17 protein-coding genes are annotated in these 19412 nt (G+C 60.2%); 6 read left to right on the top strand and 11 right to left on the bottom strand.

Going from position 1 to position 19412, the window contains the following annotated elements; translation table 11 throughout:
* Nucleotide 1 precedes the first annotated feature (1 nt).
* Together OKW98_RS19300 and OKW98_RS19305 are read right to left on the bottom strand one after the other, a co-directional pair.
* Nucleotides 2-763 (bottom strand): carbon-nitrogen hydrolase family protein, encoded by a 762-nt coding sequence (locus tag OKW98_RS19300; protein WP_265386210.1) that lies wholly within the window; start codon nucleotides 761-763, stop codon nucleotides 2-4.
* A gap of 33 nt (nucleotides 764-796) precedes the next feature.
* Nucleotides 797-2341 carry an EAL domain-containing protein gene (locus OKW98_RS19305; RefSeq protein ID WP_265386211.1) on the bottom strand — a complete coding sequence of 515 codons (1545 nt, stop codon included), beginning with the start codon at nucleotides 2339-2341 and terminating at the stop codon, nucleotides 797-799.
* 167 nt (nucleotides 2342-2508) lie between these two features.
* Between OKW98_RS19305 and OKW98_RS19310 the strand changes: the two genes are divergently transcribed.
* A complete protein-coding gene (locus tag OKW98_RS19310) occupies nucleotides 2509-2901 on the top strand; it encodes a RidA family protein (protein WP_265386212.1) in 393 nt (130 codons plus the stop codon).
* Nucleotides 2902-3004: 103 nt separating this feature from the next.
* On the opposite strand, the gene rlmKL is transcribed toward OKW98_RS19310, so the two are convergent.
* Complete coding sequence (gene rlmKL, locus OKW98_RS19315; protein WP_265386213.1) at nucleotides 3005-5275, bottom strand: bifunctional 23S rRNA (guanine(2069)-N(7))-methyltransferase RlmK/23S rRNA (guanine(2445)-N(2))-methyltransferase RlmL; 2271 nt, start codon at nucleotides 5273-5275, stop codon at nucleotides 3005-3007.
* A 571-nt stretch (nucleotides 5276-5846) separates the two neighbouring features.
* Between rlmKL and rmf the strand changes: the two genes are divergently transcribed.
* Nucleotides 5847-6062 carry a ribosome modulation factor gene (rmf, locus tag OKW98_RS19320; RefSeq protein ID WP_133770664.1) on the top strand — a complete coding sequence of 72 codons (216 nt, stop codon included), beginning with the start codon at nucleotides 5847-5849 and terminating at the stop codon, nucleotides 6060-6062.
* Between the two features lie 150 nt (nucleotides 6063-6212).
* On the opposite strand, the gene OKW98_RS19325 is transcribed toward rmf, so the two are convergent.
* Nucleotides 6213-7235, bottom strand: a complete 1023-nt coding sequence (locus OKW98_RS19325) for a quinone-dependent dihydroorotate dehydrogenase (protein WP_265386214.1) — start codon at nucleotides 7233-7235, stop codon at nucleotides 6213-6215.
* 273 nt (nucleotides 7236-7508) lie between these two features.
* On the opposite strand from OKW98_RS19325, the gene OKW98_RS19330 reads away from it, so the two are divergent.
* From OKW98_RS19330 to OKW98_RS19345, 4 genes are all read left to right on the top strand, one after another.
* The gene (locus OKW98_RS19330) at nucleotides 7509-8717 is read left to right on the top strand and encodes a CmpA/NrtA family ABC transporter substrate-binding protein (protein WP_265386215.1); all 1209 of its coding nucleotides are present in this window, start codon (nucleotides 7509-7511) and stop codon (nucleotides 8715-8717) included.
* 12 nt (nucleotides 8718-8729) lie between these two features.
* On the top strand, nucleotides 8730-9305 hold the full coding sequence (locus OKW98_RS19335) for an ANTAR domain-containing response regulator (protein WP_265386216.1): 576 nt from the start codon (nucleotides 8730-8732) through the stop codon (nucleotides 9303-9305).
* A gap of 1220 nt (nucleotides 9306-10525) precedes the next feature.
* Nucleotides 10526-11737, top strand: coding sequence for a nitrate/nitrite transporter (locus OKW98_RS19340; protein WP_265386217.1), 1212 nt, complete (start codon nucleotides 10526-10528; stop codon nucleotides 11735-11737).
* Between the two features lie 51 nt (nucleotides 11738-11788).
* Nucleotides 11789-13441 (top strand): bifunctional protein-serine/threonine kinase/phosphatase, encoded by a 1653-nt coding sequence (locus OKW98_RS19345; RefSeq protein WP_265389781.1) that lies wholly within the window; start codon nucleotides 11789-11791, stop codon nucleotides 13439-13441.
* 160 nt (nucleotides 13442-13601) lie between these two features.
* Here the strand turns inward: OKW98_RS19345 and OKW98_RS19350 are convergent, their stop codons facing one another.
* The 7 genes from OKW98_RS19350 to OKW98_RS19380 form a co-directional block, all read right to left on the bottom strand.
* Entirely contained in the window at nucleotides 13602-14636 is a 1035-nt protein-coding gene (locus tag OKW98_RS19350; protein ID WP_133770674.1) for an OmpA family protein, read from the bottom strand.
* Between the two features lie 107 nt (nucleotides 14637-14743).
* Nucleotides 14744-15334, bottom strand: coding sequence for an RNA polymerase sigma factor SigX (sigX, locus tag OKW98_RS19355; protein WP_074887153.1), 591 nt, complete (start codon nucleotides 15332-15334; stop codon nucleotides 14744-14746).
* Nucleotides 15335-15423: 89 nt separating this feature from the next.
* A complete protein-coding gene (locus tag OKW98_RS19360; protein ID WP_037011040.1) occupies nucleotides 15424-16248 on the bottom strand; it encodes a mechanosensitive ion channel family protein in 825 nt (274 codons plus the stop codon).
* Between the two features lie 2 nt (nucleotides 16249-16250).
* Nucleotides 16251-16520, bottom strand: coding sequence for a CrfX protein (locus OKW98_RS19365; protein ID WP_265386218.1), 270 nt, complete (start codon nucleotides 16518-16520; stop codon nucleotides 16251-16253).
* An 86-nt stretch (nucleotides 16521-16606) separates the two neighbouring features.
* A complete protein-coding gene (locus OKW98_RS19370; protein WP_265386219.1) occupies nucleotides 16607-17602 on the bottom strand; it encodes a zinc transporter ZntB in 996 nt (331 codons plus the stop codon).
* A gap of 51 nt (nucleotides 17603-17653) precedes the next feature.
* Nucleotides 17654-18142 carry a ribonuclease E activity regulator RraA gene (rraA, locus tag OKW98_RS19375; RefSeq protein WP_265386220.1) on the bottom strand — a complete coding sequence of 163 codons (489 nt, stop codon included), beginning with the start codon at nucleotides 18140-18142 and terminating at the stop codon, nucleotides 17654-17656.
* Between the two features lie 242 nt (nucleotides 18143-18384).
* Complete coding sequence (locus tag OKW98_RS19380) at nucleotides 18385-19377, bottom strand: alpha/beta fold hydrolase (RefSeq protein WP_265386221.1); 993 nt, start codon at nucleotides 19375-19377, stop codon at nucleotides 18385-18387.
* Nucleotides 19378-19412 lie beyond the last annotated feature (35 nt).

The following is a 19412-nucleotide window of genomic DNA, read 5'->3' on the forward strand; positions in this document are numbered from 1 at the left end:
ATCACTGCCATTCGAGGCAGTCGACCACCTCGCCCTGCCACACGCCTTGACGTCGACGGGCGATGACCAGGCAGTCGCCCGTACCCGGTGCGCTGACGACCAACCGGCCACCGGCTGACCAGAACGCGCTGCGCCCCGCGCAGGCCCAGCCTCCTGACGGTCCGCCATGGTTGGCCATCAACACGCCCATCGAATGCGCACTGGCATAGCCCTGCAGCAATGCCGTATCCCGTGCGTATCCCTCGTGACTGATCAACACGCTGCTGGCGTACACGTCGGCGCCTGCTTGCGCAGCTGCCTGGGCGTGGCTGGCTTGGGTAACGTCGGCACAGACTGACAGCGCAATCTGCTCGGCGCCGATATCCACCAGCGCGCCGCCCTCGCCGGCACTGAACACCGCCTCCTCACCCGGGTGAAGATGCTGCTTGGTGTAGACCGACTGCGAGCCGTCGGCGGCCAGCACCAGTGCACCCATCAGAATGTTTTCGCTGCCCGGTTGCCGCAGTGGCAGCCCCACCACCGTGGTCATCCCGGACTGCGCCGCGAGCTCACGCAGCGGTTGCAAACATTCGGCGTCAGGTGTCTGAGCGAGTGCGCGCGCAAGGGTCGGCTCATAGCCGGTCAAGGACAACTCGGGGAACAGCAGAAACTGAACGCCATGCTCGACCGCGCGGCGCATGATGTGAAGATGCCGGTCGATGTTGACGTTGATGTCACCGGCGACCGAGCAGTATTGAGCAGCACACATCACGAGGTTTGTCATAGGGATTCGTTTTGTTGAACGCGCGGAGATCGCCTAGCGGCTTTTTTGGGCATTGATGAAGTTTAAAAAATCATGCGCGGGCAATGCTTTCGAGTAGAGCCAACCTTGAGCGTAATCCACCTGATACGCTCGCAGGTAATCTGCCTGATGTGGGCTCTCGATGCCCTCGGCAACCATTTCCAGACCGAGTGTTTTAGCCATAGCAATAATATGCGTCACCACCGAGCTGGACGCTGAAGATTTATCGATAGCGTCCACGAAAGATTTATCTATCTTGAGCACATTGACAGGCAAACGCTCAAGGTATTGCAAACTGGAGTACCCCGTACCAAAGTCATCGTTTGCAATCTTGAACCCTAGCCCCCGAGCCTTTTCAAGCGTTATAACGGCTGACTCAACATCGATGAAGCCTCGCTCAGTTGCCTCTATCCATATTTGACTGTTGTGAATCATCGAGCCTTTCAATGCATGATCAAGCGTGTCAAGAAAACGCCCGGATTTTAGATCTTCTGCACCTATGTTAATGGCCACATGAAGGTTACGGTCATCTCGCAGAAGTTGCGCCATGTCTCTGACGACGCCATAGATGACGTGGTCAGTTATGGGGAGAATAAGCCCTGTTTCTTCAGCCAGCGGAATGAATTGATCAGGTGAGACAACCGTTCCGTCTGGTCTCACCCATCGGACCAACGCTTCGGCCCCCGTACAGGCTTCTGTTTCAAGATCAATGATGGGTTGATAGTGAACAGTGAACTCCCGCTGAGCAATTGCGATCTGCATCTCCGCCGTCGGCGAGAGTCTGATTCGCATGATTCGGATGACAGATAATACGACGACGAAGCCGATACCTATGCCGATGGGCAGCATCCACGCCAGCTCGCTGTAGAAGCTTGTGTCGACGCTTTTTATGGGCTCCATCACAAGCGCGGACCAGTCGTCCTGAGTGGAAACCGCATAGAGATAGTCTTTATTATTTCGATCTTGACTGGATACAAGTCGGGATATCGTCTGTTCATCCGCTCCCTGAGAAATATTAACCAATTGGCCTTGGTAAAAAACACCGAGCTGCATTCGATCATCGAGAATGATGTCGCTCAGCCTTCCTGCATTGATAAGGACGTTGTAGGCGCCACGGTGGATGATCGTAATCGGCTGAATCCCCTGGTCCCTCGGGATGAGGCGAACATTGATCTTGTAGCCTCTCGCATCGGTGTATGTCGACGTCGTCGATCCAGACAGTATCGACGTATTCCCCCATGATGTGCAGCCAAGCAACCCTTGTTCAAGATAATCAATTTCTTCCACCGCACGGGTATTCACGGTCGTTTTTTGCATTAACGAAATATGCTCGGGAGAGCACGGCACTCCCGCCCAGCCCTCCATGTCCGATATAACCTTGAGTCCTTGTTGCAATGACAAGCTTATGTTTTTTAGTGCTCGCTCGGAGTAGGTTTCCAAATGAGTTCTTTCTTTGGCCAGTGCCCTTTCCCAAGAAATATAAGCCATCGCTATCATAGGCAGAACAGCCCCTATCAGCCCTGACAGGGTGGCTATTATGATGACTCTGGATTTACGCATTCCGTTGCCTCAACAAATGGACTCACCCTTTACTGATGATCATTACCTGTCGGCCAGAGTGTGATTTATCCTGGAGTGCCGAGCAAGCAGGCGCGGAAAGTTTTACCCCCAACATCAGCCACCTGAGATAGCGTGTCCCTCCAACAGCATTCAAGGCCTCCACTCCCATGACCGACCGTCAACTCATCGTCCCGGACGAAATGCGTCTACTCGCCGAGCGTGCGGGCTATGCCCCTGCCGTCAAGGTCGGCAAGACGCTGTACTGCGCCGGCCAGGTCGGTCGCACCCATGAGCTGGCCGTTATCGAAGACCCGGAGCAGCAATTTCTCGCCGCATGGGAAAACCTGCGACTGGTACTGGCGGCGGGAGGATGCACCTTCGAAGACGTGGTTGACCTGACGACCTACCACATCGATCTGCACAGTCACATGCCCATGTTCAGGGCAGTGAAAGACCGCGTCTTCCCCCGAGGCACCTGCGCATGGACATGCCTGGGTGTCAGCGACCTTGCAAAGCCAGGCCTGCTGGTGGAAATCAAGTGCGTGGCGGTGCAGCGCTGATCAAGGGATGCGGGGCCCTTGGGCGTGACCCAATAGGCCGTCGGTTTCGGAAAACCCAGGCTGACGCGTCAGCTATCCCGACGCGGCAGCCTGGCAACCGCCCTTAACGCGCGGTGATTTTCCAGGCGCGGTGGATCTTGCCGTTGCGGGCAAAGTCCGGATCGACCGTGTGCTGGGTGATTTCTTCCACCGCGTAACGCTCAACCAGCGTCTCTTCGAGCTGGAATTTGCGGAAGTTGTTGGAGAAATACAGTACGCCGCCCGGTGCCAGGCGCGCCATGGCCAGGTCGATCAGTTGGACCTGATCGCGCTGCACGTCGAACACGCCTTCCATGCGCTTGGAGTTGGAGAAGGTCGGCGGGTCGATGAAGATCAGGTCGTACTCATCGCGACTGGCCTCCAGCCACACCATCACGTCGCCCTGCTCCAGACGGTTCTTGTCCGAGAAGCCGTTCAGCGACAGGTTGCGACGCGCCCAGTCCAGGTAGGTTTTCGACAAATCGACGCTGGTGGTGCTGCGCGCGCCGCCTTTGGCTGCGTGCACGCTGGCGGTCGCGGTGTAGCAGTAGAGGTTGAGGAAACGCTTGCCCGCCGCTTCGCGCTGAATACGCATGCGCATCGGCCGGTGATCGAGGAACAGACCGGTGTCCAGGTAATCGGTGAGGTTGACCAGCAGCTTCACGCCGCCTTCGTTGACCTCGTTGAACTTGCCCTGGGCGCTCTGACGCTCGTACTGCTTGGTGCCGCTCTGACGCTCGCGGCGCTTGACCACCACGCGGTTCTTGTCGATGCCCAGCGCCTGGGGGATGGCCGCCAGGGCGTCGAACATGCGGATCGAGGCTTTTTCCGGGTCGATGGACTTCGGTGCGACGTATTCCTGAACATGGACCCAATCGTGGTACAGGTCGATGGCCATGGCGTACTCGGGCATGTCCGCATCGTAGACGCGGTAGCAGTCGATGCCTTCACGCTTGACCCACTTACCCAGCGCCTTGAGGTTCTTCTGCAGGCGATTGGCGAACATCTGCCCGCCTTCGCTCAGGCGCGGTTGCTCGATGACCGGTGCAGGGGCCGGGGTCGGCTTGATCGGGTTGCCATTCTTGTTGTACTGACGCTCTTGCGGCTCGTCCGGCGCCTGATCGTAAGCGGCTTGCTCGCGCTCGGCCTGACGTTGCTCCGGGGTGCGACGCTCGCCGGTGACGAACTGATCCGGCAGCACTTTGATCAACAACAGCTTGCACGGCAGTGCGCCGTTCCAGAACGCGTATTGCTTGTGGCTGCGAATGCCCATGCGCTTGCCCAGATCAGGCGCACCGGTGAACACCGCCGCTTCCCAGTTCAGGCAGGCCTGACGCAGGCGCTCGCCGAGGTTCTGATAGAGGTACAACAGGCTGGCTTCGTCACCGAGACGCTCGCCGTACGGCGGGTTGCAGATGACCAGACCGGTCTGATTCTGGTCGGGACGCGGCTCGAAGGTCGCCACTTCACCCTGGTAAATCTTGATCCACTCGCTCAGGCCGGCGCGTTCGACGTTGTTGCGGCCTGGCTGAATCAGGCGCGGATCGGCTTCGTAACCGCGAATCCACAGCGGCGGCTTGGCCAGGCCCGCTTGGGCGCGTTCCAGCGCTTCGTCATGCAGCTTGCGCCAGATCGCCGGCACGTGCCCCAGCCAGGCGGAGAAACCCCAGCGCTCACGCTTGAGGTTGGGCGCGATGTCGGCAGCAATCATCGCTGCTTCGACCAGGAAAGTGCCCACGCCGCACATCGGGTCAGCCAGCGCGCCGCCTTCAGCGGCAATGCGCGGCCAGCCCGAACGGATCAGGATCGCGGCGGCCAGGTTTTCCTTGAGCGGCGCGGCGCCCTGCTGCAGACGGTAGCCGCGCTGGTGCAGGCTGTGGCCGGACAGGTCCAGGGACAGAATCGCTTCGCCCCGGTCCAGACGCAGGTGCACGCGCAGGTCCGGGTTGAGCTTGTCGACCGATGGACGTAAGCCGTCAGCCGTGCGCAGCCGGTCAACGATGCCGTCCTTGACCTTCAAGGCGCCAAAGTGGGTGTTGTCGATCCCCGAACCATGGCCGCTGAACTCGACGGCCAGCGAACCTTCCGCTTCCAGATGGTCAGCCCACTCGATGTCGTGCACGCCGTGGTAAAGGTCCTCGGCGTCCTTCATCGGGAAACGCTTGAGCACCAGCAGCACCCGATTGGCCAGACGCGACCACAGACACAGCCGGTAGGCGGTTTCCATGTCGGCGGTGCCGCGGATGGCGGACGTGTGTTCGCGGGTTTCCTCGAGACCAAGGGCGGTGGCTTCCTCAGCCAACAAGCCTTCGAGGCCTTTTGGGCAGGTGAGGAAAAGTTCGTAACGGTCCGACATGAGTATTCCAGAGCCTTGGGCTATAGCGGCCGGACAACGCATTGTCCGGCCCGATTCCAACAGACGCCTTTCAAGGAGGACGCCTGCGCGGCACACAGTTTGTGCCTGTCCCTCGCACCGATACATTTCGAGTGCGACGGTCCGCCAGCGCATGAGCACCGACGTTTTGAGGTTAAAAAACCACTATTCAGCACGACGGTGGCTGCAATAAAAAGTCACATCGCTGACCCTTCGTCGTTTTTCCGCTGACTGCAAACGGCCAGCACTCTCAATTGCGAAACACTTGCACTGCCACGGGAAAGCCCCGGTAGAAAGGGGTCCCCTCGAAAAACACTTGTCAAACGAGTGGATGCTTATGGTCGTAATGCCTGAATGGTTACGTTCTTATGACAAAACGATCATTCACAGCGCATCTTTCATTGGTTAGAAATCACCCAAGGTCATCGCCGCAACGGCGGTGGCATCAAGCCCGCGACGCCGGCAGCGGGCCGCTAACGGCAGAAAATTTTCTGCCGGACCTCAACCTGAGGTCTCCAAGGACATTACAGTCAACAAACGAGGGCAACACCCTATGAGAAGACTTAAGCGTGATCCGATGGAAAGAGCATTTTCGCGCGGATACCAATTTGGCGTATCCGGTAAATCCCGTGAGCTTTGCCCCTTTACTCTACCGTCAGTGCGTCAAGCCTGGATCAATGGCTGGCGAGAAGGACGCGGCGACAATTGGGACGGTATGACCGGCACTGCGGGCATTCACAGACTCAACGAACTTCATGCGGTCGGCTGACGCCACCCTCACGTTACAGCCTGACCTAAAGCTTCTTCGACATTCCTGATCGCTCCACCATGACCACGCACGCCCCACCCGGGCGGCGGGCTAACGCCCAAGAGGGGTTCCATTCGGAACCCCTCTTTTCGTCTGGATGAAGCTGGATGATCAGCGGGACATTGACGCGATCGCGTCCACCGATTCGCGGATCAGCGCCGGGCCCTTGTAAATGAACCCGGAATAAATCTGCACAAGGCTCGCCCCCGCCGCGATCTTCTCGGCCGCGTGCTTGCCCTCGGTAATGCCGCCGGCAGCAATGATCGGCAACCGCCCGCCCAACTCACCGGCCAGCACCTTGACGATGTGCGTGCTCTGCTCGCGCACCGGAGCGCCCGACAGCCCGCCGGCTTCGTCGCCGTGGGGCAACCCTTCAACGCCCTGACGGCTGAGGGTGGTGTTGGTCGCGATCACCGCGTCCATACCCGACTCCAGCAGGGCGCTGGCGACCAATACCGTTTCCTCATCGCTCATGTCCGGGGCAATCTTGATCGCCAGCGGCACGCGCTTGCCGTGAAGCTGCGTCAAGGCTTCCTGACGCAAGCGCAAGGCTTCAAGCAACTGCTTGAGTGAATCGCCGAATTGCAGGCTGCGCAGGCCCGGGGTGTTGGGCGAGCTGACGTTGACGGTGATGTAACTGGCGTGGGCGTACACCTTGTCCAGGCAGATGAGGTAGTCATCCACGGCGCGCTCAACGGGCGTGTCGACGTTCTTGCCGATGTTGATGCCCAGCACGCCTTTGTACTGCGCGGCTTGCACCCGGCTGACCAGATTGTCGACGCCCAGGTTGTTGAAGCCCATGCGGTTGATGATGGCTTCGGCGTGGGGCAGGCGGAAAACGCGCGGTTTCGGATTGCCCGGTTGCGGGCGCGGCGTGACGGTGCCGATCTCGACGAAACCGAAGCCCAACTGGGCGAAGCCGTCGATGGCCGCGCCGTTCTTGTCCAGCCCCGCCGCCAGCCCGACCGGGTTGGGGAAGCGCAGGCCCATGACGGTCACCGGCAGCTGCATCGGCGCCTTGTTGAACAGGCCATTGAGCCCCAGACGCCCGCCCGCTCCGATCAGGTCGATGGACAGATCGTGGGAGGTTTCCGGGGAGAGTTTGAACAGTAACTGGCGGGCCAGGTTATACATGGGCGGGGGCGGCTCGATTGCGGCTGGGATCAGCGGCGGATTATAAACGCCGCTGCGGGCGAAGCGCGAGGCATGTCGAGAACTTTGCTTACAACCTCGACTCGCGCTGGCATATGGCTTGCTTAGTCTCCTGTATCGACTCGATCCAACGGCGGAGCGAGACACAGGACAATGACGTCGCTGTCGCCCCGGTTCAATCTGGGCGAGGCGGCGTTTTTTTTGGACGATCGGCAGCGCTTACTAGCGCTTCGGCCTCCACGCGGAATGGCAACCATGACTGACACGCTCAACCCTTCGCTGGCCTGGGTCAACGGCAGCGATGCACCAGAACTCAGCAGCGTCGACCTCGGATTCATGGCGCTCACCGACAGCGCCTCGTTGATCGTCGCCGCGACCCAGGGCTTCGCCCAGCCCTATGGCTTGAACATCAACCTGCACCGGCAGTCATCGTGGGCCAACCTGCGCGACAAACTGGTCAGCGGCGAATTGCACGCCGCCCACAGCCTGTACGGCCTGGTCTACGCCGTGCAACTGGGGCTGGCCGGGCCGGCGAAGCACATGGCGGTGCTGATGGGGCTGAACCAGAACGGCCAGAGCATCAACCTGTCGCGGTCGCTGCAGGACGCGGGCGTGACCACTCCTGATGCACTCGACCGGCGCACGCACCAAAGCGACTCAAAACTGACTTTCGCCCAGACCTTTCCCACCGGCAATCACGCCCTGTGGTTGTATTACTGGCTCGCGAGTCAAGGCATTCACCCGTTGCGCGACGTCGACAGCGTGGTGGTGCCGCCGCCGCAAATGGTCGAGCACTTGCAGGCCGGGCGTATCGACGGCTTTTGCGTCGGCGAGCCGTGGGGTGCCAGTGCCGTTCAGCAGAACCTGGGCTTCACCCTGGCGACGTCCCAGGCCATCTGGCCGGATCACCCGGAAAAGGTGTTGGCGTGCAGCCTGGAATTCGCCGAGCAGTACCCGAACACGGCGCGGGCGCTGGTGATGGCCGTGCTTGAGGCCAGCCGCTTCATCGAAGAGAGCGCTGACAACCGGCGCAGCACCGCGCAGTTGCTCAGCGCCGCCGAATACGTCAACGCACCCGTCGGCGCCATCGAATCGCGGCTGCTGGGCGAGTACGATGACGGACTCGGCAACCGATGGCACGACCATCACGCCATCCGCTTCCACGGCGACGGTGAGGTGAACATGCCCTGGCTGTCCGACGGCATGTGGTTCATGACCCAGTTCCGCCGCTGGGGCTTGCTGCGCGAAGACCCGGACTATCTGGGTGTCGCCCGCAGCGTCCAGCAGCTCGGCCTTTACCGAGAGGCCGCTGAAGCGCTGGGCATCGCCGTGCCGCCGGCGCCGATGCGCAGCAGCCAGTTGATCGACGGCAAAATCTGGGACGGCAGCGATCCGGCGCGGTACGCCCGCAGCTTCAAGCTGCACGCGCTGGCCGATGCCGCCCTTGTTCATGCTGATCGCTGAGGAGACGCCGACATGCTGCGCATCCTGCTGATCAACGACACCCCCAAAAAGGTCGGTCGGCTGAAAGCGGCGCTGACCGAAGCCGGTTTCGAGGTCATCGACGAATCCGGTCTGATCATCGACCTGCCCGCACGGGTCCAGGCCGTGCGCCCGGACGTGATCCTCATCGACACCGAATCGCCCGGCCGTGATGTGCTGGAGCAAGTGGTGCTGGTGACCCGGGATCTGCCGCGCCCGATCGTGATGTTCACCGATGAGCACGATCCCGTCGTGATGCGTCAGGCGATCAAGTCCGGGGTCAGCGCCTACATCGTCGAGGGTATCCACGCACAGCGCCTGCAGCCGATTCTCGACGTCGCCATGGCCCGCTTCGAAACCGATCAGGACCTGCGCGCGCAACTGCATGCCCGCGATCAACAACTGGCCGAACGCAAGCGCATCGAAACGGCCAAGGGGCTGTTGATGAAGATGAAGCAGTGCAACGAGGAAGACGCCTACACCCTGATGCGACGCCAGGCCATGAGCCGGCAGCAGAAGCTGATTCAGGTGGCCGAGCAGATCATTGCGATGAGTGAGCTGTTGGGCTGAGCGCATCCAGGCCCGGACGACCTCGGCATGACGGGCTACACCCACTCTCTCTGTAGATACCGGCTTTGGGTATGTCGAAAGTTGGGGGCTTTACCAAGATCCACTGTAGCAGCGCGCTTGCCCGCGAATGAGGTGTGCCCGTGACGAACCCATCGCCTGACACCCTGCCTTCGCGGGCAAGCGCGCTCCTACAGGTTGAGTGGCCGACGCCAATTGCTCGTTTGACGCATGCCCACTGTAGAAGCCGGCTTGCTGCGGGCCTCGATCAGACGAACACGGTCTGTCAGCTCTTCACATGTCGACTGACACCCTGCATTCGCCAGCAAGCCGGTATCTGCGGGCTTTGGTCATCCCGAAGGTAGGGTGCCTTGCCGAGATCCACTGTAGGAGCGCGCTTGCCCGCGAACGCGGTATGCCTGTGACGAACCCATCGCCTGACACCCTGCCTTCGCGGGCAAGCGCGCTCCTACAGGTTGAGTGGCCGACGCCATTTGCTCGCTTGACGCCAGTCCACTGCATGAGCCGGCTTGCTGCGGGCCGGGATCGGACGAACCCATTGTGTCAGCTGACGACTGAGCCGCTGACCCACTGCCCAACTGCCCAACTGCCTTCGCCAGCAAGCCAGCATCCGCAGGCTTTGGTCATCCCGAAGGTAGGGTGCCTTGCCGAGATCCACTGTAGGAGTGCGCTTGCCCGCGAACGCGGTATGCCTGTGACGAACCCATCGCCTGACACCCTGCCTTCGCGGGCAAGCGCGCTCCTACAGGTTGAGTGGCCGACGCCAATTGCTCGTTTGACGCCAGTCCACCGTAGGAGCACGCTTGCTGCGGGCCGCGATCAGACGAACACGGTCTGTCAGCTCTTCACATGTCGACTGACACGCTGTATTCACCAGCAAGCCGGCTCCTACAGGCCGTGTCCCGGTCAATGGGCAACACAGGTACGAGCAAGGAGATCATCGTGGCTTGTAGAAAAAAGCCATCATCTGGCCCACGGATTGCTAGATAGAAACCACAGGTAGCCAACGGCGGTTGCCCACTCACGACAAAGACGTCGCACCCCTTCGCGAAAGCGCACAGGGCTGCGGCGTTTTTTCGTTTTTGCCCTGGACACACCGGGGCGGGTGGAGCGCCGGTCTGGTGCTTCGCCTGCATGACCTGACCCGTAGCGGTGCGAGCAACACCTCCACCGAACACGAATCCCTGCAGATGAGGTGTTAGATGAACACGAGTTTCTGGAAAGCCGGCCATAAACCGACACTGTTCGCAGCGTTCCTGTATTTCGACCTGAGCTTCATGGTCTGGTACCTGCTCGGTCCGATGGCGGTGCAGATTGCCGCCGACCTGCACCTGACCACCCAGCAGCGCGGCCTGATGGTCGCCACGCCGATTCTCGCGGGTGCGTTTCTACGCTTCATCATGGGCATGCTCGCCGATCAGCTGTCGCCGAAGACCGCCGGGATCATCGGTCAGGTCATCGTCATAGCCGCGCTGCTGGGCGCCTGGCAACTGGGCATTCACAGCTATGAACAAGCGCTTCTGCTCGGCGTGTTCCTTGGCATGGCCGGCGCGTCCTTCGCCGTGGCACTGCCGCTGGCCTCGCAATGGTACCCGCCCCAGCACCAAGGCAAAGCCATGGGCATCGCCGGCGCCGGCAACTCCGGCACTGTGTTCGCGGCACTGATCGCGCCAGTCCTCGCGGCCAGCTTCGGCTGGAACAACGTATTCGGCTTTGCCGTGGCGCCGCTGCTGCTGACCCTCATCGCTTTCTCGCTCATGGCAAAAAACGCCCCGGAACGCCCCAAGGCCAAATCCATGGCTGACTATTTCAAAGCCCTGGGCGACCGCGACAGCTGGTGGTTCATGTTCTTCTACAGCGTGACCTTCGGCGGCTTCATCGGCCTGGCCAGCGCCCTGCCCGGCTATTTCAACGATCAATACGGCCTGAGCCCGGTGACCGCGGGTTATTACACCGCCGCCTGCGTCTTCGGCGGCAGCATGATGCGGCCACTGGGCGGCGCCCTCGCCGATCGCTTCGGCGGGATCCGCACGCTGTCCGGCATGTACGCCGTCGCCGCGATCTGCATCGCCGCCGTCGGCTTCAACCTGCCCAGCTCCTGGGCGGCACTGGCGCTGTTCGTCGCCGCCATGCTCGGCCTCGGGGCCGGTAACGGCGCGGTCTTCCAGTTGGTGCCGCAACGCTTTCGCAAAGAGATCGGCGTGATGACCGGCCTGATCGGCATGGCCGGTGGCATCGGTGGCTTCCTGCTCGCCGCCGGGCTCGGCGCGATCAAGCAAAACACCGGCGAGTACCAACTGGGCCTTTGGCTGTTCGCGTTCCTCGGCGTGCTGGCCTGGTTCGGCTTGATGAACGTCAAGCGTCGCTGGAGAACCACCTGGGGCTCGGCCGCTGTCACCGCCGCCCGCGTCTAGACCTTGAGTGTTAATCCGCCGCTGACGCCGGTCGCGCCCCTTAACACGGGCTTGCAACTGCGCGTCGCCGAACTCAGCGCCACCGGCCCGCGGACGGAGAATCAGGACGCCATACGCGTAGTAACTCCTGCCCCGGCGCTGGCCGCCAGCAAGGGTTATCTGTTCGCCCTCGCAGACGGCGTCAGTCAATGCGCGGACGGCGGACTGGCATCCCGGGCCACGCTGCAGGCATTAGCCATGGATTACTACGCGACGCCGGAAACCTGGAGCGTCGCACAGGCCCTCGACCGCCTGCTGCTGGCGCAAAACCGCTGGCTGCTGGCCAACGGCTTGTTGACCACCCTCAGTGCGCTGGTCCTGCGCGGGCGCCGCTTCACCCTCGCCCACGTCGGCGACTGTCGTGTGTATCGCTGGCACTCAGGCCTGCTCCAGCGAGTCAGCCAGGACCACGTCTGGGAACAGCCGGACATGCAGCACGTGCTGAAACGCGCGCTGGGTCTGGATCAATACGTGGTCATGGATTACCTGGACGGCGAGCTGCGCCAAGGCGAGCGTTTGTTGCTGGTCAGCGATGGCGTGTGGGCAACGTTGGGCGATGACCGAATCGGCTCGATTCTCAACGAGCAGGCAGATCTGGATACGGCTGTCCGAACGCTGGTCAACGCCGCGCATCTTTCGGGCAGCGCCGATAACGCAAGCGCTTTGCTAGTACAGGTCGATCAGTTGGGCTCGGACAGCCTGGGCGAAACGCTGCTGCAACTTCAGCAATGGCCTGTGCCAGCCCTTCTCAAAGCAGGCCAGACCTTTGAAGGCTGGCAGGTCGAGGCGCGTTTGAGCGACTCGCGACAGTCCCTTCTGTATCGCGTACGCGACAACCAACAGCAACAGTGGTTATTGAAGACGCTGCCGCCCTCGCGCCTTGAGGAGGCCGGCGCGGCGCAGGCCCTGTTGCTGGAAGAGTGGTTCTTGCGTCGCGTCGCGGGTCGCTTCTTTCCAGAGCTGCACCCCCTTGGCCAGCGCCAGCATCTGTATTACGTGATGCGTGAGTACTCCGGCCAGACCCTGGCTGACATCTTCGATCAGGAAGGGCCGATGGCGCTGTCGCCGTGGCTGAGTCTGGCCCGGGAACTGATCGCTGCCGTCGGTCTGCTGCACCGTCGCAACATCATTCACCGTGACATCAAGCCGGAAAATCTGCTGCTTGAGAAAGCAGGAGGTTTACGCATTCTGGATTTCGGGCTCGCCTACAGCCCAGGTCTCTCAGTGGATCAAAACGGCGACGTGCCCGGCACGCCCAGCTACATGGCCCCTGAAGCCTTCGAAGGTGCAGAACCCAGCCCGGGCTTTGATCTGTATGGCGCCAGCGTCACGCTGTACTTCCTGCTCACCGGCCACTATCCCTACGGCGAGATCGAGCCCTTCCAGCGCCGCCGCTTCGGCAATCCGCTGCCGGTGAGCCGTTACCGCCCGGATGTCCCGGACTGGCTGGAACAGCATCTAGAGCGTGCCCTGCTGGCTGATCCGCTGAAGCGCTTCGAGACCGCCGAGCACTGGCTCGTGCACTTTCAACAGGGCGAACTCTCGCCGCTGAATAAACGGACAATCCCACTGCTGGAGCGTGAGCCGCTTAAAGTCTGGCGCACAGTTGCCTTGGTGTCGCTGCTGTTCAATCTGGTGTTGTGGGTGTTGCTACTCAAACGCTAATGAGGGCTTAGTCTGTCAAGGGTACTCGCTTAGATGGATCCAGATTCATCCGTTTTTTTCGCTTAGACAGCCAGACCGCAAATCAAGGAGGATCACCGGGGTCAAATCGCAGGCAAAGAAAAACCCGGCCTGAGCCGGGTTTTTCGTGAAGCGAGGCTAATTACTTAGCTTGGGCTTCTACTTGTGCTTCTACGCGACGGTTTACAGCGCGGCCAGCGTCAGTTGCGTTGTCAGCAACTGGGCGGGTTTCACCGTAGCCAACCGAGTTTACGCGGTTAGCGCCAACACCGTACTGGTTAACCAGAACTTGCTTAACGGCGTTTGCACGACGCTCGGACAGCTTCTGGTTGTAAGCGTCAGGACCGACGGAGTCAGTGTGACCTTCAACAGTGGTGGTGGTCTGTGGGTACTGCTTCATGAAGTCAGCCAGGTTCTTGATGTCGCCGTAGCTGTTTGGCTTCACAACCGACTTGTTGAAGTCGAATTTAACGTCCAGCTCAACGCGTACGACTTCAGCAACAGCTGGGCAGCCGTTAGCGTCGACAGTCACGTTTGCTGGGGTGTCAGGGCACTTGTCAACGTTGTCGCAAACGCCGTCGTTGTCGCTGTCGGAGCACACTTCAGCTACTGGAGCCGGTGCTGCTTCAACTTTCTTCGAACCGCCGCCGAAGTTCACACCGATACCGACGCTTGGCGCCCACTCGGTGTCGCCCTGGTCGATGTTGTACTGAGCTTCAACGCCAGCACGGGCATAGAAGTTGTCAGTGAAGTACAGCTTGGCACCGCCGCCGATGTTGGCGAAGGTGGAGCGGTTACGACCGCCGCTGCCGTTCTGACCGATGCTCTGATCGGAGAAACCAGCCGAGACGTACGGACGCAGCATGTCGCCCGGGTTGTTGAAGTGGTAAAGAGCGTCCAGAGCGGTATCAGCGCCCTTGATGTTCTTGCCGTCGTCGCTACGGACGTTGTGCACTTCGTCATAGCCCAGACGCAATTCAACGTCGTCGGTCAGGAAGTAGCCAACAGAACCGCCGAACAGGTTGCCGTCGTTTTTGAAGTTACGAGCGCTGTCGTACTGTTCTTTCTTGGCGAAGCCTTCGATTTCGACTGCGCCTTGGCCTTGTGCCAGAGCGCCGAACGAAGTTGCGGCAACAATAGTACCAATGGCCAAGCCCAAGGTGTTTTTCAGTTTCATCCGTTAAATCCCCATCTGGTGATTGTAAAGCAGTCCCCCTCAGCGAGAGACAACTCGTCGGCAAGTCTATCAGAACTTGCCTGCTCGTTAGAGATATTTGCGCCGAGTTAAGTTTCGGTAACGCCTGCAAATTTCTCACGTAATTTATCAAGTGCCCGCTTGTAACGCATTTTCGTGGCACTCAGGCCCATGTGCATGATGTCTGCGATCTCCTGAAACTCCAGCTCTGCGACAAATCGTAGCACCAGAATTTCCCTGTCGATCGGGTTCACATGCACAAGCCAGCGATCAAGCCCGCCCTTTTCTTCTGGTTTTGGCGTCTTTTCTTCCGACGCTTCCTCGAGGGGGTCAAGACTCAAAGCGTCCAGCAACCGACGCTTTCGCCGCTCCTTCCTGTACTGCGTGATGCATTCGTTGTACGTGATGCTGTAGAGCCAGGTCTTGAACTTCGATTTACCCTCGAAGTTCTTCAAGCCATACAACACCTTAAGCATCACTTCCTGACAGACATCATCAGCATCGCGATCGTTCCCCAGATAGCGTGCGCACACGTTAAAAAGTGTCCGCTGGTAACGACGCATCAATTCTTCGTACGCCCGCGTGACGTGAAACAGCTCGGCGTGCGAACGCTCAACCAGCTCCTCGTCGGAGAGCTCGCGTGGGTCGTAGCGCAGAGAGGGCGATTGAACGTTATTCAAAACAAGTCGTGCCGACAGTCGGGTAGATGTCCGCCGCGCCCGGGAATCGCCCGGGTTTTGCGGCGGCATACATTAGCAGATTCGCCGGCTCAACGGCTGCTCACTCGCTGCTCGAGGAGGATCCGGTTGGACAAAGACACCAACTCCCCTTCCTCGGTCAGCAGGGTGGTTTTCACCGTGCCAATTTCTTCGATCTGCCCTTCGACCTCACCCACACGCACTTGTTGCCCTACCTGATACAACTCACGCACATAAATTCCTGCCAGGATCTGGCTCGCGATTTCGCGACTGCCCAGTCCCATGGCCAACGCAACGGCCAGACCAACGGTAATCAATCCGATAACAATTACATGGTTCAGCAGGTCGGTTTTGACCTCCAGCTGACTGATCGCCACCGAAATACTGATGATGATCACCAGCCACTGAGCGATTCGCCCCAGGCCAGCCGAGTAATCCAGGCCCACCCCTTCGGCGGCGCCTCGCACAATACCGTTGACCAACTGCGCCAGCAAGACACCGACCAGCAACACCAGCGCGGCGCCGAAAACCTTCGGCAGGTACAGCGCTAGCATGTCCAGCGTCGCGGAGACCCGCTCCAGCCCCAGCGATTCTGCCGCTGATACCAAAAAAATCAAGAGCACGAACCAATAAACGATCTTGCCGATCAGCGTCGATATCGGGACCTGAATCCCGGCGCGGCTGATCAGTTTGGTCAAACCGGTGCCGCCCATCAGGCGATCCAGACCGAGTTTGGCCAACAGCTTGGATAGCAGGGTGTCGAGCAGTTTTGCAACCACGAAACCCAAAAGCACTACGACCAGCGCGCCGAACAGATTCGGGATGAAGTTCGCGACTTTGGTCCACAACGCAGTCATTGCGGTAACCAGGCTCTGCGTCCAGAGATCCAATTCCATATTCAATCAGCCTTGTCTTGTGCACCGGTACCGCTAAACGTAGTACCGGCACGTGTCGCCTTGCGGCGAGAAACGGGTGAAACGTGAGCGGAGCCGTTATTCACGGCGATCATCAACGCCTGCGTGCAACGACCCAGAAGACTGAACAGATCACCGGCGCCGACCTGACGGTTGGCGGTCTTCAACACTCGGCCCAGAACGGCATCATCGTCCCGGCTGCTCGACGAAGCGTTGAGCATGTCGCGCAGTGATTCTTCAAACGGGTCGTGCATAGGCACCTCACGCAATATCACTGAAAGACGCAGCCACTTCTGCCGGAGTCACACGACACACGTGAACGCCTTCCGATTTTTCATCCTCATACCCAGCGCAATCGCTTGAACAGCCACATCTGGCCGACGGCCACAACGAGCATCAGGCCGCAGGCGTACACAAATCCGTAGGGATTTTCCGACCCTGGGATGCCCCCCACATTGATGCCCAACAAACCGGTCAGGAAGCTCATCGGCAGGAAGATGCCAGTGATGACCCCAAACCGATAGATGGTCCTGTTCATGCGTTCGTTGCGACGCCTGTCTTCGGCCTCAAGCACCAGCCCCACGCGCTCTCGGATCAATTCCAGCTCTTCGAGATAGCGCGTCAGGCTGTTGTTCAATTCGTTCCAGTAATCGGCATCGTCTTCCACGAACCACGGCATCTTGCTGCGCGTCAGCTGAGCGTAGATGTCGCGCTGAGGCGCCAGGAAACGACGCAGTCCCGCCGCTCGCCGGCGGATGTGAACCATGTTGCCGTGCTCGGGCAGATACCGCTCGTCGGCATCCATGCGCTCCTCCATGTCATCGGCCAGTTCTGTCAGCTCGCTGACCACCGCTTGAACCTTTTCGGTCAGAAACTGAGCCAGATACAACAGCAATTCCGACGCTGTTTTCGGGCCCTTACCTTCATTCAATGACGCGATCAGCTCGTCGGTTGCCCGCAGCGAGCGCAGGCGCAACGAGATGACGCGCTGGGCGGCGGCGAAAATACGCACCGATACCATGTCTTCCGGTTCTGCGCCCGGGTTCAGGTTGACCCCGCGCAGGAACAGCAGCAATTCATTGTCCGGCAAGGCCAACAGGCGTGGCCGGGTGTTCTCTTCCAGCATCAGGTCACAGACAAACTCGCTCAGACCGCTGGTCTTGCGCAACCACGTCTGGGTCTGCGGGTGGCTGCGGTCCCAATGGAGCCACACACTTTCGTGGGGCTCCAGCTGCAGACCATCCAGTGCAGTTCGGGGGATAAAACGTGCCCCGCCCTTTCCGTCCAACACGAGGGCATGAACCAGCCCCCACTGCGCGTTTGTTTCGTCGAACATTCGTGTCCTTGCTGAGTGAATCGCTAACAGCGTTAAGCGTAATAGAGCCGGTCAGTCCGGCATCTTCAGCGCGCTGGGCGAGACGATGATGCCGTTGTTGTCGGCATAGATGAATGCGCCCGGCTTGAACGTCACACCGCCGAAGGTCACCACCTTGTTCAGATCACCCAGGCCGCGCTTTTCGGTCTTGAGCGGATGACTGGCCAAGGCCTGCACACCCAGATCGGTCTGTGCCAGGACATCGACGTCGCGCACGCAACCGAAAATCACCATGCCCTCCCAACCGTTTTTCGCCGCCTTTTCAGCGATCATGTCGCCGAGCAGGGCGCAACGCAGTGAGCCTCCGCCGTCCACGACCAGCACTTTGCCGTGGCCAGGCTGATCGGCCTGCTCGCGGACCAAGGAATTGTCTTCGAAGCACTTGAGCGTGACGATCTCACCGCCAAATGAATCACGGCCACCAAAGTTGCTGAACATCGGTTCTACCACTTGAACCAGCTCAGGGTAGGCGTCGCACAAGTCCGGGGTGATGTAATGCATGGGTAACTCCTGTCAGGAAAGCTCTGTGATGAGGGTAGACAGCCACTAGGATAGACGGCTACGAGAATAGACGGCCTGGTTGAACGACCGACGCTCCACGCGCATTGCATCCTTATATAGCACCTCACAGGGAACAGAAAAATCTGACCAACAAGTCGCCACCTGCATTTCAGCCCCGGCGATGACAATGACCGCAGCTTATCGCCAAGTCGGCGCCCAAGGAATGGTTGCGCCCGTCACAATCAAAGAGTTGCCATCATGTTCAGCGTTGATTCAGCCTCTTCTACAGCCACATGACGGTTCAGCCAGTCCGCCACGCGCGGCCACACCTGGGTTTGCGCGGCTTTGCTGACCAGCATCGGCACGTGGCCGAAGTCTTCGCTGAAGCCGTGTTCGCGGCCGAGGACGAGAAACGTCTTGTCCTCGCTGCCAAACCGCTCGAAGAGCTCGCGGCAGGCCCATTCGGGGTCCTGATGATCGCCAGCGCCAGCAGCGCACAGCACGGGGACCGTGACCTGTGGCAGCCCGCCCCACCAGTCATCCTTCTTGTGCCCGAAGCCACCGAACAGGCCATGCCAGCGCATGCTTTCCAGCAGGACGCCCATGGGCTCGTCTTCCGGGCCGCGCTTGAAACGCGGGCCCGACACGTGCTCGAAGCGTTTGAGCAGCAGCCGTGCAGCCCATTGCAGGGGCGGCACTTTGAGCGGCCAGTGGCTGCGGGTGACCTGACTGCCGAACAGGGCTACCGAGGCCGCGTCGGCTGCCGTCAGATAATGCCCGCCCAATGCCGCGGCCAGGGTCGTGCCACCCAAGGAGTGGCCGATCCAGTGCGGCGCTTCGCCGGTCTGCTCGCGCACAAACGCCGCGATGGCCGGCAGATCAAAGCGCGCGTAATCGGCGACGCAGTTGGTTCCAAACGCGCTATTGCGCGCCGAGAGACCGTGCCCGCGCATTTCCGGTATCCACACATCAAACCCGGCACGGGCCAGATAGGCACCCAGGCCGATGCCTTTGGGGGAGTACCAGAAGCGTCGATTGGAAAAACTGCCGTGCAGCAAGACCACAGGCACGCCTCGGGCATCCGGGGCCGACACACGACCCAGCCGGGTGACGGCGATTTCGACAGTGAAATCCGGGCTGTTGCCGGGCTTCAAACGGTACACGTCTTCGGTCAGGTCGCCACGACGCTCGGCACTGATCAAGGCCACGGGAAAGAGATGACTGCTGCTTTGCATGGTGCTTTTGCTGGACGCTCTTGGTGGATGGGGTA

Origin of the sequence: Pseudomonas sp. KU26590 (genome assembly GCF_026153515.1) — a bacterium.
Taxonomy (GTDB): Bacteria; Pseudomonadota; Gammaproteobacteria; order Pseudomonadales; family Pseudomonadaceae; genus Aquipseudomonas.